Annotated in this window: 14 protein-coding genes and 1 tRNA gene; all 15 read right to left on the reverse strand. The window is 75.4% G+C overall.

What is annotated here, in order from left to right; genetic code table 11:
- Window positions 1-16: 16 nt before the first annotated feature.
- The 15 genes from ACXJKF_RS05470 to ACXJKF_RS05540 all read right to left on the reverse strand — a co-directional run bounded on the left by ACXJKF_RS05470 (window position 17) and on the right by ACXJKF_RS05540 (window position 17,025).
- Window positions 17-985, reverse strand: coding sequence for an AAA family ATPase (locus ACXJKF_RS05470; protein WP_456786719.1), 969 nt, complete (start codon window positions 983-985; stop codon window positions 17-19).
- On the reverse strand, window positions 982-3,840 hold the full coding sequence (locus ACXJKF_RS05475) for a fibronectin type III domain-containing protein (RefSeq protein WP_456786720.1): 2,859 nt from the start codon (window positions 3,838-3,840) through the stop codon (window positions 982-984). Before ACXJKF_RS05475 ends, ACXJKF_RS05470 begins: the two co-directional genes overlap by 4 nt.
- On the reverse strand, window positions 3,837-8,207 hold the full coding sequence (locus tag ACXJKF_RS05480) for an FtsK/SpoIIIE domain-containing protein (RefSeq protein ID WP_456786721.1): 4,371 nt from the start codon (window positions 8,205-8,207) through the stop codon (window positions 3,837-3,839). The genes ACXJKF_RS05475 and ACXJKF_RS05480 overlap by 4 nt, the downstream gene beginning before the upstream one ends.
- Before the next feature lie 64 nt (window positions 8,208-8,271).
- Window positions 8,272-8,538: a hypothetical protein gene (locus ACXJKF_RS05485; RefSeq protein ID WP_056589673.1), complete on the reverse strand. Its 267-nt coding sequence runs from the start codon at window positions 8,536-8,538 to the stop codon at window positions 8,272-8,274.
- Window positions 8,539-8,593: 55 nt separating this feature from the next.
- Window positions 8,594-9,061, reverse strand: coding sequence for a hypothetical protein (locus ACXJKF_RS05490; RefSeq protein WP_456786722.1), 468 nt, complete (start codon window positions 9,059-9,061; stop codon window positions 8,594-8,596).
- The gene (locus ACXJKF_RS05495; protein ID WP_456786723.1) at window positions 9,058-10,137 is read right to left on the reverse strand and encodes a hypothetical protein; all 1,080 of its coding nucleotides are present in this window, start codon (window positions 10,135-10,137) and stop codon (window positions 9,058-9,060) included. The genes ACXJKF_RS05490 and ACXJKF_RS05495 overlap by 4 nt, the downstream gene beginning before the upstream one ends.
- A gap of 132 nt (window positions 10,138-10,269) precedes the next feature.
- Entirely contained in the window at window positions 10,270-10,545 is a 276-nt protein-coding gene (locus ACXJKF_RS05500) for a WXG100 family type VII secretion target (RefSeq protein WP_456786724.1), read from the reverse strand.
- 58 nt (window positions 10,546-10,603) lie between these two features.
- Window positions 10,604-11,476: a hypothetical protein gene (locus ACXJKF_RS05505; protein ID WP_456786725.1), complete on the reverse strand. Its 873-nt coding sequence runs from the start codon at window positions 11,474-11,476 to the stop codon at window positions 10,604-10,606.
- 135 nt (window positions 11,477-11,611) lie between these two features.
- On the reverse strand, window positions 11,612-12,961 hold the full coding sequence (gene hisS, locus ACXJKF_RS05510; RefSeq protein ID WP_456786726.1) for a histidine--tRNA ligase: 1,350 nt from the start codon (window positions 12,959-12,961) through the stop codon (window positions 11,612-11,614).
- 50 nt (window positions 12,962-13,011) lie between these two features.
- Window positions 13,012-13,088: transfer RNA gene (locus tag ACXJKF_RS05515), tRNA-Thr, on the reverse strand.
- A 56-nt stretch (window positions 13,089-13,144) separates the two neighbouring features.
- Window positions 13,145-14,050, reverse strand: a complete 906-nt coding sequence (locus tag ACXJKF_RS05520) for a DsbA family protein (RefSeq protein WP_456786727.1) — start codon at window positions 14,048-14,050, stop codon at window positions 13,145-13,147.
- A gap of 43 nt (window positions 14,051-14,093) precedes the next feature.
- The gene (locus ACXJKF_RS05525) at window positions 14,094-14,597 is read right to left on the reverse strand and encodes a hypothetical protein (RefSeq protein ID WP_456786728.1); all 504 of its coding nucleotides are present in this window, start codon (window positions 14,595-14,597) and stop codon (window positions 14,094-14,096) included.
- A gap of 41 nt (window positions 14,598-14,638) precedes the next feature.
- On the reverse strand, window positions 14,639-15,055 hold the full coding sequence (locus ACXJKF_RS05530; RefSeq protein WP_456786729.1) for a hypothetical protein: 417 nt from the start codon (window positions 15,053-15,055) through the stop codon (window positions 14,639-14,641).
- A complete protein-coding gene (locus ACXJKF_RS05535) occupies window positions 15,052-15,222 on the reverse strand; it encodes a hypothetical protein (RefSeq protein WP_456786730.1) in 171 nt (56 codons plus the stop codon). The genes ACXJKF_RS05530 and ACXJKF_RS05535 overlap by 4 nt, the downstream gene beginning before the upstream one ends.
- A gap of 105 nt (window positions 15,223-15,327) precedes the next feature.
- Entirely contained in the window at window positions 15,328-17,025 is a 1,698-nt protein-coding gene (locus tag ACXJKF_RS05540; protein WP_456786731.1) for a protein kinase domain-containing protein, read from the reverse strand.
- Window positions 17,026-17,055 lie beyond the last annotated feature (30 nt).

Raw genomic sequence — 17,055 nt, forward strand, 5'->3', positions numbered from 1 at the left:
TGACCCTCACGCGAGCTCAGACCGCGACCGGGCGAGGCACCTCGACGGACTCGACCGCCGAGGCGACGACATCCGCGGCACGCACCCCGTCGAGCGCCGCCTCGCGGGTCAGCACCAGGCGGTGCTCGAGCACCGCGTGCACGACGCGCTGCACGTCGCTGGGCACGACGTAGTGCCGGCCCTGCGCCGCGGCCTGCACCTGCCCCGCGCTGACCAGCCCGCGCAGCGCCCGGGTGCTCGCCCCCAGCCGGACCCGCGAGTCGAGCCGCGTCGACTCGCCGATCGCGCGCACGTACCGCAGCAGCGGGTCGGCGACGTGCACGGCCTGCAGCGCGAGCATCGTGCTCGCGACCTCGTCGGGGTCGGTCACGGCGGGCACGGCGGCGATGTCCCCGGCGGTCGACCCGGGGCGCAGCACCGCGACCTCGTGCTCGGCGTCGGGGTGGCCGAGCGCCACCCGCACCAGGAACCGGTCGAGCTGGGCCTCGGGCAGCCGGTACGTGCCGTCGAGGTCGACGGGGTTCTGCGTCGCCACGACGAGGAACGGGTGCGGCACCTGGTGGGTGGTGCCGTCGACGGTGACGGTCCGCTCGGCCATGACCTCCAGCAGCGCGGACTGGGTCTTGGCGGCCGCGCGGTTGATCTCGTCGGCGAGCAGGACGTGCGTGAAGACCGGGCCGGGCCGGAACCGGACGTACCCGCGTGCCGGGTCGAGCACCGTCGTGCCCGTCACGTCCGCCGGAAGCAGGTCGGGCGTGAACTGGATGCGTCGCGACGACCCGCCGAGCGCCGCCGCGACCGCGCGGGCCAACGTCGTCTTGCCCGTGCCCGGCACGTCCTCCAGCAGCACGTGCCCGCCGCTGAACAGCGCGGCGACCACGAGCTCGACGACCGGCCGCTTGCCGTGCACGGCCTGCTCGACCGCGTCGACGACCCGGTCGTGCAGGACCCGGAAGTCCGCGACGGTGGTGGTGAGATCGGTCATGCGGGGTTCTTCTCCTCGACGAGGCGGGACAGGTTCCGAGCGCCGCGCCACCGGCTGAGCCGCAGCGCCCCGGCCACGAGCAGGAGCCCGGCACCGCCGGCGACCAGCGGGGGCCGCTCGTCGCCGTGCGGGAGCCGCGGCGTCCACGGGACCGGCACGACGACGACGTCCGCGTCGACCGCGGCCGCGGGGGCGTTGCAGACGCCGGTGTCCGCGAAGCAGAGCACCCACTGGTTGCGCGGCGGCACGATCGCCGTCACGGGTGCGGCGGCGGCGATGGTGCGACCGCCCGCGTCCTGCGCGAAGACGCGCACCGTCACCGACCCCGCCGAGCTGAACAGGCCGAGGGAGTGCGAGCCCTGACCGCAGCCGACCGACCCGGCGGTCTGCGGACCGTTCGACCGTTCGACCGTCATCGTGCACTCGCCGGTGTGCGCGGCCCAGCTCGCCGGCGGGTCGAAGTGCGCGGTCATCTCGACAGCAGGCTCGTACTGCCCCGGCGTCTCCGCCTCGACGCTCACGACCACCACGTCGCCGTCCGCGGGCAGCACCGGGCCCAGCGGGACGACCGTGGCCGTCGCGCTCCCCGACGGGCCGTCGCCGAGGGCGTTGCGGGGCGTGACGCTCACCGTCAGCTCGCCCCCGTCGGTGCACAGCGGCAGCCCGGCGCAGGGCTCCTGGATCGTCCAGGACGTGCCGGCCGTCGACACCGACCCGGCCGCTCCGCCGCCCGACCACGACACGAGGTACCCGGTCAGCGGGGACCCGTTGTCGTCCGCTGCCGACCACGCCACGTCGACCGTCAGCTGGGTGCGGCTGAGCTCGACCCCGACGACGGCGACCCCGCCTGCCGGTCCCGGAGGTCCCGCGACGGTCACCGGCGCCGACGGCTGGGACGTCGCCGTGAGGGCGCCACGGAYCGCCTGGACGACGAACTGCACGCCGTCCGCGGGCTGCAGCGAGCGCAGCACCACGCTCGTCGCGTCGCCGGGGGCCGTCGTGGTCGAGCCACCGAGCGGTCCGACGAGGTAGGAGTCGACGTCGGTGCTCGTCGCGGTCCACGAGACCGTCACCGACCCGTCGGGGTGCGCGGTGGCGGTCACGTCCGTCGGCGCGGTCAGGCCCGGGCACGCGCCGGTGTCCACCGCCGGCGCCTGCGCGGACGCCGACGCTCCCTCGTCGGTCACGGCCTCGACCGTGAGGACCACCCGCTCGCCGCAGCCGAACCCGGTCACGGCCGCGGTCGTCGCGTCGCCGGMGACCTCCGCGCGCACGGCGCCGCTGGCGTCGCGCACGACGTGCCCGACCGGTCGGGGGGACCCGACGTTCCACGTGAGCACGACCTGGAGGACGTTCTTGGGCAGGTTCGGCCCCAGCCGCGCCGTCACCCCGTACGGGCGTCCGACGGTCGGCGTGGACGGCGAGGGTGACGGACGCGCCGTGCCGGTGACGACCGGGAAGGGGCTCGTCGGACCCCGGCTGGCGACAGGGGTGGCGACCGCGGTGGGCGACTCGCCGGGCACCGCCGGGACCAACGGCTCGCGCACCACGGGGTCCGGGAGGATCGGCTCCGTCCCGCCCGCGCCCGCCGAGGGCTCGTCGGGAGCCGGCGCGTCCCCGGGCTCGTCGGCGGGCTCGTCGTTGCGGTCGGCGTCGCCGGACCCCTGCCCCCGGCCCGGCACGTGGGCGCCGCCCGGGCCACCGGAACGGTCGTTCGGGTCGTGCGCGCCCACCTGGCCGCGACCGGTGTCGATCACCCGGGTGGTGCCGTCCGTCTCGACCATGACGGCGCGGCCGCCGTCCTCGGTGTGCACGATGAGGCGGCCGTCGTCGACCAGGAGCCGCGGGTCCCGACCACCGGGCACCACGATGTCCGGCCGGGCCCGGGTGCCGTCGGGGCGCAGGACGACGACGCGGCCGGCACCCATGCACGGGACGTAGACGAGGCCGCCGAAGACGGCCGGCCGGCCGGGGCGCTCGCAGCCGAGGGCCCCGACTCCGACCTCGCGGACCTCGTCGCCGGTGAGCAGGACGACCGTCGAGCTGTCGGGCAGGCCGGCGGGGGCCAGGTCCGTCGGCKACCCCTCGGCGGGCAGGACCTCACCCTCGAGGTGCGGCACCGCCACCGTGAGGTCCCGGCCGCCACCCACCTGGAGCACCGCTCCGCCGTCGGGGGCGAACACCGTGATGCCGTGGTCGTGCGGAAGCAGGCGCGTCCCGGGGCCGCCGCCGCGCACCGTGGTCCTCCCCACGTCGAAGGCGCGGTCGTCGGGACGCCAGGTCAACGACACCAGCAGGCCGTCCGCGGTGACGGCCCAGACGGTGCCGCCGCGGTCGACGACGACGTCGACGAGCTCGGCTCCGACCCGGTACGGCGCCCCGAGGTCGCGCAGGGTCAGCGGGTCGACGGCCCGCACCACGCCCGTCGACGGGGTGACCAGGTACGCCTGGCCACCGCCGACGAGCACCCGCATCGGCACCTCGGACCGGCGCTGCCCGCCCGTCAGGAGGGTCGACAGGTCGATGCTCGTGATGGTCCCGGTGCGGGTGTCGCCGACGACCAGGTGACCGTCCTGCTGGCTGATCTCGAGGCCTGCACCCGGTCCGGCGACCGTCAGCCGTCGCTCGGCGCGTCCCGTGCCGGGGTTCACCTGGACCAGCTGGCCGGTCTGCTCGTCGGGCAGCCACGTCACGCCGTCGGACATCGTCACGACGGAGCTCGCGGCCCCGGAGCCGAGCGCGGCGCCGAGCACGAGGGCAGCACCGAGCACCGCGACCCCGGCCTCGGTGTAGCCGCGGTCACCCCCCGCGATCCGGCGCATGAGCGAGCGCGGCCCTGCGGTCGAGCGGTTCAACGGACTACCTCCCGGTCGACTGCGGGCGATAGTACCTGGACAACTCGGACAGATCCGGCACTGACCAGGAGGCCGCGACCGACCCCAGAGGACGGCTCGTGCGTGTGCATCGGGACCGTCGCCCCGACGAGCGAGCCGTCCGCGAGCTCGGGCGAGAGCAGGACCGCGCGCCGCGCCCGGCGGGCGACCGCGACCGGTCCGGCGACGTGCTGGCGCGCCCGGGCCTCGTCGGGGTCGGCGGCGACCACGACCGCGAGCCGGAGGGTCGCGGCGCTCTCGACGACCCGCGCGAGCAGCTCGACGAGGCTGCGGTCGTCACCACCGCGCTCCCAGCCCCGCTCCCACTCGTGCGCGTCGTCGATCAGCAGGACGCGCCAGCCGCCGTCGGGCGGGACCGGTCCGCCGAGCAGCCCGTCGAGCAGCTCCACGACCGCCGTGGGCTCGCTCGCGACGACGTCGACGCCGGGCGCGGGCACCGCGCGGGGCCCCACGAGGTGCACGGCGTCGGGCCGGTGCGCCGCACGGCCGGTCACCTCGGCGAGGCCCAGCAGGAACGACGTCCGGCCCGAGGACCGTCGACCGAGGACGAGCAGCGGGCCGCCCAGCAGCGGCAGCACCACGCCCGTCGCGAGGTCGCCGTCGACGCCCACGCAGACGTCGTCACGCCCCGGCGCCGGGACGAGGTCGACGGGCACGCGCGTCGGCATGGCGGGCACCGCCACCGGCGGCTGCGCCGCGTACCGCTGCGCCTCCCGTGCGGCCACCGCGCGCAGCAGCGCCGCGTGCCGCGGGCTCCCGGCACCACCGACGGTCGCGACCTGCACCTCGGTCCGCCCGAGCAGGCCGCGGCCCGCCGGGGTGCGGTCGTCGAGCACGGCCTGCGGGACGCCGAGCACCTGGTAGTCGTCGACGGTCGCCATCCGCAGCACCAGCCGCTGGCCGAACGCGGCCGCGAGCGCCGACGGCAGACCGGTGCGGCGTGGCGTCGTCGCGGTCACGTGCACGCCGCAGCGGCGGCCGTCCTGGAGCACGGCGAGCAGGTGGTCGACGTGCCCACGGCGCAGCGGCCCGCCGCCCTCGAGGTGCTCGACGAGCTGCGGCAGGTTGTCCACCAGCACGTGCACGCGGGGCAGCACGACGCCCACCGCGGCGAGCGCCTCGACGTCGGCGGCACCGTGCCGCACCAGCAGCGCGTTCCGCTCCATGAGGGTGCGGTGCAGCATGCGCAGCAGGCGGGTGACGCGCTCGGGCTGCTGCTCGACGACGACGGAGCCGACCGACGGCAGCACCTCGACGGCCGTCAGGCCACCGCCCGCCGCGTCGATCCCGTACACGAGCGCGGGTGCGTGGTCGTGCGCGAGCGTCGCGGCGACGGCGACGGTCCGCAGCAGCTCGGTCTTGCCGCTGCCCGACGCGCCGTGCACGAGCAGGTGGCCGGCGCGGGCGTAGTCCACGAGCAGGGGGTGCTGCGCCTGCTCCCCCGGCAGGTCGGCGATGCCGATCGGGAGGGTGCCGGGAGCGGGGACGCACGCGTGCACGTTCTCGGTGGCGCCGGGCACGGCCGCCTCGTCGCCCGCGTCCGCGCCGAGCAGCAGGGCGCCGGGTGCGCCGCCGGCGAACACGACCTCGTCGGGCAGGGCGGGCAGCCACGGCCGCTTGGGAGCAGGGTGCCCGGACCGCGTGAACGCCTCGCCGACGGTGAGCACGAGGCGCTCGAGGTCGGAGCGCTCGTGCACGCGGCCGGTCCCGGTCGTCGCCGTGGCGTCGGCGCGCGCCGAGAACGCCCGGACCTGCACGGCGGCGGTCTCGTCGAGCGCCGCCTCGTGCGCCCCGACCCACGCGACCTGCACGAGCTCGCGGGTGCCGTGCCCCGTGCGCCGCAGCCACGCCCGGCCCGGGGTGCGGCGCGAGAGGTGTGCGGCGTCGGGGGCCTCGACGACGTCCGTCGAGTCGTCCGTGGACGCCATCCGCAGCGCGATCCGCAGGTCGGTGTTCGCCTTGATCTGCGGCGTGACGACGCCGGACGGCCGCTGGGTGGCGAGCAGCAGGTGCATGCCGAGCGACCGCCCGCGCTGCGCCACGTCGACGACGCCGTCGACGAACTCCGGGACCTCGGCGAGCAGCGCCGCGAACTCGTCGACGCAGATGAGCATGCTCGGCGGTGCGACGTCGGGGCGCAGGCGCTCCAGCGCGACGAGGTCCTTCGCACCGTGCTCGGCGAGCAGGTGCTCGCGCCAGGTGAGCTCGGCGCGCAGCGACACCAGGGCGCGCTGCACGAGCGCGGGCGTCAGGTCCGTGATGTAGCCGACGGTGTGCGGCAGGTCGGCGCACTCGCGGAACGCGGCACCGCCCTTGTAGTCGACGAGCAGGAACGTGATCCGGGACGGCGGGTTGTTCGCGGCGAGCGAGCACAGCAGGGTCTGCAGCAGCTCGGACTTGCCGGAGCCCGTGGTCCCCGCGACGAGGCCGTGCGGGCCGTCCTCGCGCAGGTCCACGGTGACGACGCCGTCGGCGCCCGCGCCGAGCTGCGCCCGCAGCCCGGTCGACGAGGCCCACCGGCCGACGACGGCGGACACGTCGTCGGGGTCGTGCAGGTCGGAGCCGAGGTCGGGCAGCCGCACGGAGTCCGGCAGCGCGGAGTCCGGCGGCACCACGGCGGCCTCGTCGCGGAAGGCGGTCAGGGTGCGCGCGGTCTGCCACGCGGCGGCGAGGTCCAGCTCGTCCGCCTCGACGACGACGTCGTCGCCGCCCCGGTCGCGACGACGCACCAGTCCCGCGTCGAGGTCGAGCAGGACGTCGGTGGCGGCCGGCACCCGGTCGGCGTCGTCGCCGACCCACAGCAGGTGCACCCCGCGCTCGGCGGCGGCCTCCGCGACGGCCTCGACGGCGCGCCGCGGGACGCCCGCACCCTCGTCGACGAGGCACACGACGTGGCCGCGCGTCCCGTCCGGCGCCACGAGCGCGTCGAGGAGGGCGCCGCCGTCGGTCGCGCCGACGGCCACGGGCGGGAGACCCGCCACCCGGTTCGCGGTGTGCGGCAGCCAGCGCAGCCACGTCTCCACGTGCGCGGCGTCGGGCCCGAGGACGGCCGCGAGGGTGACGTCTGTGGGCGAGTGCGCGGCCGCGAGACGCACGAGCAGCGCCCGGACGGCGGCGTCGGCCCGGTCGCGGTCGGCGCACGTCACCGCGACGACCCGGTGCCCGCCGAGGACGAGCGGGACGGGCTGGCGGGGCAGCACGGACAGCGCGTCGAGCTCCCGGACGGCCAGGTCGCGCTGCACGCGGTCGCCGCCGCGCGCCACGGAGCCGGTCACGACGGCCGGGCGCGGTCCCCGGCCGACGCGCACGTGCAGGAAGTCGGCGTCGTCGACCCGCCGTGCCCAGGTGCCGGGGTGGCGCCCGGCGACCCGCTCACGGACAGTCACCAGGTCGGGCTCGTCCTGCTCCGCCCGCTCCTGCTGCACGACCGCCGCCGCGTCGAGACGGGCGGTCACCCCGTCGAGGTCGTGGCGCCACGCCGTGAGCTGCCCGTCGTGCTCCGCACGTTGCTGGCGGCGCTGCACGACGTGCTGCACGGCCATCATCGTCGGGAAGCCGAGCATGAAGACCAGCGAGAACGGGCTGCGGTTCATCGCGAACATCGCGCCGCCGAGCACGACGGGCATGAGCATCATCGGCCAGGGCATCGGCACCGGGCGGGGTGCCGTCGGCGGTGCGGGCACCTCCAGCGCCGCGGGCTCCAGCCGCGCACCGAACCGCGGCGGGCGCAGCACACCGGCGTCGGCGGGCAGCGGCGTGCCGTCGCCCCGGTGGACCTCGAACGTCGTCCGGCCCACCTCGACGCGCTCGCCCCACCCGACCGAGGTCGCCCGCAGCACGTGCCGGCCCCCGACCCGCGTGCCGTGCGCGGAGCCCTCGTCGCTGACGACGACACCGCCGGAGAGCAAGATGCGGGCGTGCACGCGGGAGACCAGCTGGTCCGTGAGCCGGACGGTCGCGGACGACCCGCGTCCCACGGTGAACGCGTCCGACTCGATGTCGACCTCGCGGCCCGCGTCCGGCCCGGCGACTACCCGCACGCGGGCGCGGACGGGCTGGCGCCCACCCGGGCGGTCGAGCCAGGACGCGGGCACGGTCGCCACCGGCACGACGGCGCCGGTGCTCAGCGGCGCCTGCGAGAGCGGCAGGGACGCCGGCCACGCGGTGCCGTCGGTGGTCGGCGCGAGCAGGGCTCCCGTGCCGGCGCCGAGGTGTGCCGCGAGCGCCCGGGCCAGGTCGGCCACCCGGGCGTCCGGGCGGGCGACGACCTCGACGTCGACGGGCCGCAGCCCGCTCTCGCGGGTCGGCTGGAGGGTGAGGCGCCACATGGTCGATCGCTCCGGGGGCTCGTGAGGTGGTSCGCGCCCGAGCGGCGCGGACCACCGGGGTGGATCAGGAGGAAGCCGTCTCCTGGTCGTCGGCCTGCTGCGCGAGCGCTGCGGCGTTGGCCTGCAGCGCCTCGACGACGCGCTGCAGCGCGGGGACGTACTGGCCGCTCCAGTCGGAGGTGAACCGCTGCGCGTCCGGGCCGTACCACGGCGTCGACTGGAGCTGCTGCGTGAGGCGGCTCGTGATCTGCGTGATCGAGTCCGCGTCGACGTTCATGATCCGAACGAGGTCACGGGCGGCGGTGATGTCCATGCCGAGGACGTTGCTCATCTGTCTCTCCTTGGGTCGTGCTCGGGCAGGTACCCGTGCAGGTCAGGTGTGGCCGTCAGGCCGGGACCGGGTCGGCGGAGCCGAGCCGGACGGAGGTGTGCGCGTCGGCGAGCGAGTCGCGCAGGTCGGTGGGGGTGGTGTCGGACCAGCTCGACACGACGGTCACCGCGTGCTGGTGCCCGCCGGGCAGGAGGGTCGGGTCGACGAGCACGTCGACCCGCTGGCGGACCGTGCCGCTGCCGTGGTCGCGGGTGAGCAGCGCACCGTCCCCGGCACCGGCGGCGGGGCCGCGAGTCCCCGGGTACTCGGCGAGCATCGCGTCGAGGACCTGGGTCGGCGTCGTGCCGACCGGCACCAGGTCCGCGGTCACGGTCAGGTTCGGCACGAAGCCGGGCAGGTCCGTCGTCGGTCGGGCGACCGCGATCGCCCGCGGTGCGGGGGCCACCTGCCAGCCGTCCGGCACGTCGAGCCGCAGGTGCGGGCCGCCGGGCAGGAGCGGTCCGGGGTGCTGGACGGTGCTCATCGGGCCGACCGCCCGTCGATCGCGACGTCCGCGGCGACCGGGGTGCCGGTCTCGTCGGTCTCGTCGTCCTCGCGGCCCCGCAGCGCGCCGAGCGCCGAGGCGCCGAGCGCGGCGAGGCCGAGCKGGGCGGCCGCGAGCGCGACGGGGGCGCCCGAGCCGCGGGTGCTCCCCTCGAACGCGGGGATGGCGACGGCCTCCTCCGCGAGCGGGCCGCCGAGGCCGACGGGGATGGTCGAGACGGGCGGGTCGCCGGCGACCGCACCGGCGTCGACCGGCGACGGCGTGGGTGCGGGGGTGCCGATGGCGGGCGTGGCCGAGCCGACGGGACCGCCCCCCGACCCCCCGCCGGTGCCACCGCTGCCACTACCCGTGCCACCACCGGTACCGCCACCGATGCCGGTGCCGCTGCCCCCACCGACAGGGCTCGAAACCTCGCCGCCGCCGAACGCCTGCCCTACGGCCCCACCGACGATCGGACCCTCAGGGCCGGCAGCGACCGGACCGACCGACCCGCCTCCCACGACACCGCCGGCGGTGTCGGTCCGGACGGCCGGCGCGGTGGGTGCGGCTGCGTCCGCTCCCCCACCCTCGGCGCCGTGGATGTGGACCGTGACCGACCCGATCGACACCGGCACGACGACCTGCGCACCGGCGCCCGCGGCACCACCGCCCTGCGCCGACGGCGCCGCACCGGGCTCCGGGGCGGCGAGCACCGGGGCGTTCGCCGTGGACGTCGCGGGGAGGATGACGGGCGCGAACGACGACTCGGGGATGTGCACGGTCGGCCGGTCGGAGCTGGTGTCCTTCTGCGTCTGCGAGATGAGCGCGAGCACCTTGGCGAAGCCCCGCAGGTACTGCGCGACGGTCTTCACCCACGGGATCACGACGGCTCGCAGGTACCGGGCGAACGCGGCGGCCCAGCCGGTCCAGGACATCAGGTCCAGGGCGGTCGCGAGGGMCTGGAGCGCCGTGACGACGTCGTCGGCGAAGTCGGCCGCGTCGGTCATCCTGCCGACGACCCGGTCGAGCCCGTCGACGTCCGAGCCGCGGAACKAGCCGGCCTGGAGCTGGGTCATCGGTTGCCTCCTGCGGTGGGCCGGACGTGTCCGGCGAGGGTGGGTCGGGGGGTGCGTGGTCGAAACTAGGGAGCAGGTCGGGCGCAGGGCGAGGGCGCCGGGGGTGGAAGGTTCCGCCCCGTGCCGCCTCGACTACCGGCTCGCGTCCTCCTGCAGCTGCGCGCGCCGGTCGAGCTCGACGGCGTTGCTGTGGATGTTCTCCGCGGCGGCCTGGAGCTGGGGGCGCAGCGCACCGTCCCACTCGCCGAGGAACCGCTCGGCCCCGGGGCCCGTGAAGGTGACCTGGCTCAGCATCGAGCCGATCTGCCCGACGATCCCGTCGAGCTGGCCTGCGCCGGTGCGCATCGCACGGGCCTGCTGGCGGCTGTACTGGGGGTCGATGCCGTGGAACGTGCTCTTGTCGTACATCGCGTCTCCTGAGGTCGTCGTGGCCGTGTGGCCGCGACGCTAGGAGTACGGAGAGCCGTCAGGACAGCGCGTCGGGGGTGGAACGTTCCGGGTTGAGACCCTCGCCCCGGGCCCGCGCGGCTTCCACGACCACCAGGTCGTCGGCGGTGACGAGGCGCACCTCGGCCGCGCGCCGGCCGACGGCGAACCGCACGTTCTGCACCCGCCCGGCCTTCTGCGCGAACGGGTCGTCGGCGGGTCCGAACGCCATCCGGGCGACGACGCGGATCGCGTCGTCGACGCGCTGCGCACGTTCGAGGTTCCAGGCGTGCCCGCGCCAGGTGAGCACCCGCTCGTAGATCTCGCGGTTCGACGCCGGCCGCGGGTAGTCGTCGGCGCCGGCGAGCCACGGCTCGGCGAGGGCGAGCGCGACGTACCACTCCCGCGACCACCGTTCGAGCCGGGGCGCGGGTGCGGTGACGGCTCCGTCCGGGTCGTGCTCCGGCAGCCACGCGGGCGAGGCACCCGGGGCGACGGGCGCGACGGGCACGGCCACGTCGACCACGAGCACCAGGTCGGTGAACACCCCGGGGGCGGACTGGCGGCCGCGCAGCAGCAGCACGTGGTTCTCGCCCTCGTCGAGCAGGGCGGCCATGCCGTCGGTGAGCGCAACCCGGCGGGCGCCGCCGGGGGCGTCGAACAGGCTGGACAGCTGCGCCTCGGTCGACCCGCGCCAGCGCAGCCGCACGACCTCCTCGCCGACCACGATCTCCCCGACGACGCGCGACACGTGCGGCGCCGCCCGCGGCAGCGTGAGGGCCGTGCTGCGCAGCGCGGTGTCCGCGTCGACGTCGGGCAGGGCCGCCTGCGGGTCCCGCCCGACCAGGAGCGTCTCGCCGGTGCCGAGGACCACGGTCGGCACGCCGGCTCCCCGCAGCGTCACACGCAGCACGAGGACCTCCACGACGCGTCGTCGGTCGGTCGTCGTCCCAGGTCACGCATGTTCGGCCCCCATCGTCACCGTCGCGGACCTCGGTCCGCCCCCCGTGCCACGGCCCACCGCCTCACGGGCAGCGGGGTCCGCCTCTCAGTAGCTGGTGACCACCGTCGGTCGCAGGTCACCCTCCGGCGGGACCCAGGTGTCCGGGTCGAGGTCCACCTGCTCGCCGGAGCGGATGTCCTTCACCTGGTGGCCACCGTCGCCCACGCCCGGGAACACCACGAACGGGATGCTCCGGCGGTCGGCGAAGCGGATCTGCTTGCCGAACGGCGTCKCCGACGGCGCCACCTCGCACGCGATCCCGCGGGACCGCAGGCGGCCGGCGAGGTCGATGCTGACCTGCCGCTCCTCCTCCGAGACGAGCGCGACGAGCACCGCGCTGGGCACGGGTCGCGAGCTGGCCAGCAGACCCTTCGCCACCAGCGGGACGACGCTGCGGGACACGCCGAAGGAGATGCCGACCCCGGGGTAGGTGGTCTTCCCGTCGGTCGCGAGGGCGTCGTACCGCCCACCGCCGCCGACCGCCTTGAGGTGCTCGAACCCCTCCATGTAGATCTCGACGACGGTGCCCGTGTAGTAGTCCAGGCCGCGCGCGATCCGCAGGTCCGCGACGACCCGCACGTTCTCCGTCGTCACCGCGCGGGACGCGCTGATCACCGCGGCCAGCTCCTCGAGCCCGGTGTCCAGGAGCTCGGACGTGACGCCCAGCGCGCGGACCTGGTCCACGAACGACTCGTCGGCGCTCCGGATGGTGGCCAGCGCGAGGCACCGGTCCGCGGTCGACTCGTCGAGACCGACCTGCTCGACGAGCAGCCGGACCACCTCGGCCCGGTCGACCTTGTCCAGCTTGTCGAGCATCTTCAGCGTCGAGGGGATGTCCGCGACGCCGATCCCCTCGAGGTAGCCCTGGATGAGCTTGCGGTTGTTGAAGCACAGGGTCAGCGGCGGCAGCGGGAGCCGCGCGAGCGCCTGGACCATGACCGTCACCACCTCGACGTCGTGGTGGAACGGCAGGTGGTCGACGCCGATGATGTCGACGTCCGCCTGCGTGAACTGCCGGAACCGTCCCTCCTGGGGACGCTCGCCCCGCCACGCCGGCTGGATCTGGTAGCGGCGGAACGGGAACGTCAGGCGGCCCGCGTTCTCCACCACGTACCGCGCGAGCGGCACCGTGAGGTCGTAGTGCATCCCGAGCGCACCCCGCGAGCCGGCAGCGTCGTCGACACCCTCGGCGCTCAGCCGGTTCAGCAGGTAGATCTCCTTGTCGATCTCCCCGCCCTTGGCCAGCCGCTCGAGCGGCTCCACGACGCGCGTCTCGATGTTGGCGAAGCCGTGCAGCTCGAACGTGGACGCCAGGGCCTCGATCACGGAGCGCTCGACGATCCGGCCGGCAGGCAGGAACTCGGGGAACCCGCTGAGCGGGTCGATCTTGGCCATCTGGTCCTCACGGCGTCGATCCCACCCTCACCGGGCGGGGTTCTCACGGATGGAGCCCCCTATCGGATTCGAACCGATGACCCCCTGTTTACAAGACAGGTGCTCTGGCCGACTGAGCTAAGGAGGCGGGCGCGCCCCAGGATAACCGGGCGCCCCGCACGGGGGCGCCCGGTGATCACAGGGTCAGGACTTGGCGGCGTCGACGGCCTGCTTCAGGACGCCGGGCGTCTGCCACTCGGTGAACGGCTCACCGTTGATCAGCACGGTGGGCGTCGAGAACTCGGGCACGTCGGTGCCCGCCTGGTTGGTCGCGGCGGCGCTCCACGGGGCGAACGTCCGCCAGGTGCCCTCGAGGCCCTTCTCGTCCTGGGTGTCGAACGTGCCGGACACGGTGTCCATGAACGTCGCGGTCACCTCGGCCGGGACACCCAGGTCCTCGGCGATCTTCGCGATCTCGGCGTCGGAGCGACCCGAGGTGCCCTCCGCCGGCTGGTCCTTGTACATCGCGGTGACGAAGTCCGTGAAGTGCTCCGGCGACTTGTCGGCGACGATCGCCGTGGCGTTGACGGCCCGCGTCGAGTACGAGCTGCCGGCGGACAGGCGGTCGAGGATCGAGACCGGGTGGTACGTGATGGTCACGCCGCCCTCCTCCAGCATCGCGTCGAGGTCGCCCGCGTTGGCCTCGTCGAACTGGCCGCAGTACGGGCACATGTAGTCGAAGTAGATCGTCAGGTCGACGTCGCCGTCGCCGGCCACACCGACGTCGTCGCCGCCGTTGCCGCTGACGGGGATCCCGCCCTTGTCGTTCGCGGGGGCGGGCGCCGTGACGTCGTCGAGCGCGGGCGCGACCACGTTCTCGGTGCCCTGGCCGTAGGCGACGTTCGAGTTGGCGGCCTCGTTGGCCTTGTTCTGGTTGAGGATCGAGAAGACGACGGCGACGAGCGCGAGGACCGCGACGACGAGACCGCCGATCGCGAGGATGCGGTTCCGCTTGGCCTTGCGCTCCTGCTCCTTGCGCATCTGCGCGGCCTTGGCGCGGGCTTCGTCGCGGCGGACTGCCTTGGTGGGACGCGGGTCGTTGGTGGGCATGGGTGCTCCTGGGACGTGGGTCGGGCGACAGGTGGGCTGGGCGTCAGGCCACAGCCGGCGGACCCCGTCGCGCGATGCTGCCCACGAGCACCCGCTCCGTCCACGCCGGGACGGCCTGCCCCAGCGGGACACCGACCCCGCCGCGAGCCTCGACCGGCAGCGGACGGACGGCCAGCAGAGCGCCCCGCAGGGTCCGGCCGACCAACGCCCGGACCTGCCGGGCCGCGCGCACGAGCAGGCCCGACAGGCCGACGCCGCACACCGTGAGCAGGAGGTACAGGGCCGCGACCGGCGCGGCCACGCTGAGCAGGACGACGGCACCCTGGGACATCGTGCCGAGCCCGTAGGTGCCCTCCGGGCAGTCCGCGGCGTCCTGCAGGACCGCCAGGCGCAGCCCGAGCGGGCCGAGGACGCCGCTCGCGCTGACGCAGTCGTGCAGCAGGACGCGACCGTGCGCGGCGACGACGCCGGCGAGGCCGGCGAGCGCGACCGCCGCGACCAGAGACAGGCGCGGGCCGGCGCGGTGCGGCCCTCGTCGCGCGGTCATGCGGCACAGCGTAGGGGGCAGCGCTGTGAATCGGGGCGCCCTCACGAGACCCGGGGGTGCCTGACCACCTCGACGTCGAACCCGAACGACCGCTTCCAGTCCTGCGCCAGCCGTCCACCGGCCCGGCGCACGATCCCGCGCAGCCACCACTCCTCGGCGTCGATCCCCGGGAACGCGTGCTCGACGAGCAACGGCTGGAACCGCGCGTCGATCGTCGCGACCCGGCGCCGGAACCCCGCCAGCTCCGGGAAGTTCGCGAGGCTCGGGTGGCGCAGCGCCGCCTCGATCGTGGTGCGGGCCATCGCCTCGTTGCCGTACGCGAACTCGTCGCCCCGGTACCCGCGCTCGCACTCGGCCACGAAGCTCGCCCAGCGGTCCAGCAGGTCCGCCGGGGTGTCGTCGCGCCACACGCCGCGAGCGCGGACCACCGCGGTGAACGCGTCCTCGAACGCCGTCACTTGGCGATCTCGCGCAGGAAGTACTCGTACCCCTCGTCGGGACGGAAGTAGGCCACGATCACGTCTCCGCGGAACACCCCGAGCGCCCCGTTGCGGTGGTCGAAGCGGACGACGTCCCCGTTGCTGCGACGCCCTGCGACGACCTCGGCCTCTGTCTCTGCAGACATCCGTGCACCCTCCCCCCGGTCATCGAGCCTTCACCCAAGAGGGTGAGCGGACGACACGCCAGCGGGGTCCCGCATGGCGAGACGGGGACGGTCCGACCGAATCGGTTAGGGCAGCACCGGGGTGGGCAGCGGTGCCCACGTGATCGGGGCGCCGGTGAGGATCTGCACGACGAACACGGCCGACGCGGCGAGCAGGACGACGGTCGCGACGAGGGCGCCGAGCGGCCCGGGGGCCACGACGGCCAGCACCCGCCGGGCACCGGTGCGGGTCATCAGCGACAACGGCCCCCACCAGACGACGGCCGCGCCGACCAGCACGAGCACCCCGACCAGGACCGTCGCCGTCAGGCCCTGCGGCTCCTGGCCGGACGGCGAGTCGCCCACCACCCAGTGGTCGTTGTCGACCAGCCACCAGGACAGCCCGAGCAGGATGACCAGGACGCTGCCGGCGACGACGAGGGACGGCACCAGCCCGACGACCGAGCGCAGCAGGTGCCACGGAGCGGTCGCGACGGCGACCGCCCGGTCGGAGCGCCGGACGCCGGCCCGCTCCCGCCGCCCGTACATGGCCTCGACCGTGGACCCGATCGTCCGCACGACCACGACCACCAGCACGAACACGACGAGCGCGACCCCCGGGTACAGGGCTCCCGCCGAGCCGAGGAGCAGCGCCGCCGCGAGCAGGGTCCCCCAGCGCCGCAGCGCCGGTGGGCGCTCGTACCCGGACCCCTCGGGCTCGGGCTCCTCGGACGCGTCGAGGTCCTCCTCGATCCAGTCGACCCCGTCGGGGTCCTCGTCCCAGTCCTCGTCCTCCGGCTCGTCGACCGCGCCCGGGTCGAACGCGCGCGTCTGCCCGTCGTTCGCGGCCACCACGGGGGCCGCAGCGACCACCGGCGCCACGGCCACGGTCGCCGGCTCCGGACCCAGCACCGTCGTCCCGACGACGTCGTCGGCGCTCAGGACGGTGGTGTCCGCCTCGTCCGCGACCGGCTCACCCTCCGCGACCACCAGCGTGAGCGCGGCCACGACGTCGTCCGGGGCGGTGCGGTCGGCCGGGTCGGCCGCGAGCGCACGACGCAGCGCCTGGGCGGTCAACGGTCCGAGGCCGTCGAGGTCCACGTCGCCGGAGCGGGCCCGCGCGAGCACGGCCTCCAGCGGCCGGGAGCCGAACGGGGGGCGCCCGGTGGCGGCGAACACCAGGACCGCGGCCCAGCCCCAGAAGTCGGACGCCTCGTCGGGCTCGGCGCCGTCCAGCAGCTCGGGCGCCAGGTACCCGGGGGTGCCCAGGACCAGGCCGTCGGCGGTCAGCTTCGAGTCGTCGGCGGCCTGCGCGAGGCCGAAGTCGATGAGCACGGGGCCGTCGTCGCCGATGATGACGTTGGACGGCTTGAGGTCGCGGTGCACCACGCCGGCACCGTGCACCGCGACGAGCGTGTCGCGCAGGCCCTCGGCCAGGTCCAGCAGCTCCTCGGCGTCCAGCGTGCCGCGCTCGCGCACGTGCTCCTCGAGGTTGTCGCCCGCCACCAGCTCGGTGACCAGGAACGCCTCCGTGGAGTCCGCCTCGGCGTCCAGGACCGCMGCCACGCCCGGGTGGCGGAGCTTCTGCAGGGCGTGCACCTCGCGGCGCAGGCGGTCCCGCGTCACCGCGTCGGACCCGACGTGCGGGTGCAGCAGCTTGAGCGCGACGGCGTCGCCGCCGCCGTCCACGGCGCGGTACACGGTCCCCATGCCGCCCGAGCCGAGGGGGGCGACGACGGTGTAGCCCCCGATCTCCGAGCCCGGCTCCAGGCCGATCCGTTCCATCCAGGCACCGTAACCGGCGGTCTGCGGGGA

This window comes from Cellulomonas sp. P5_C5, assembly GCF_054049655.1.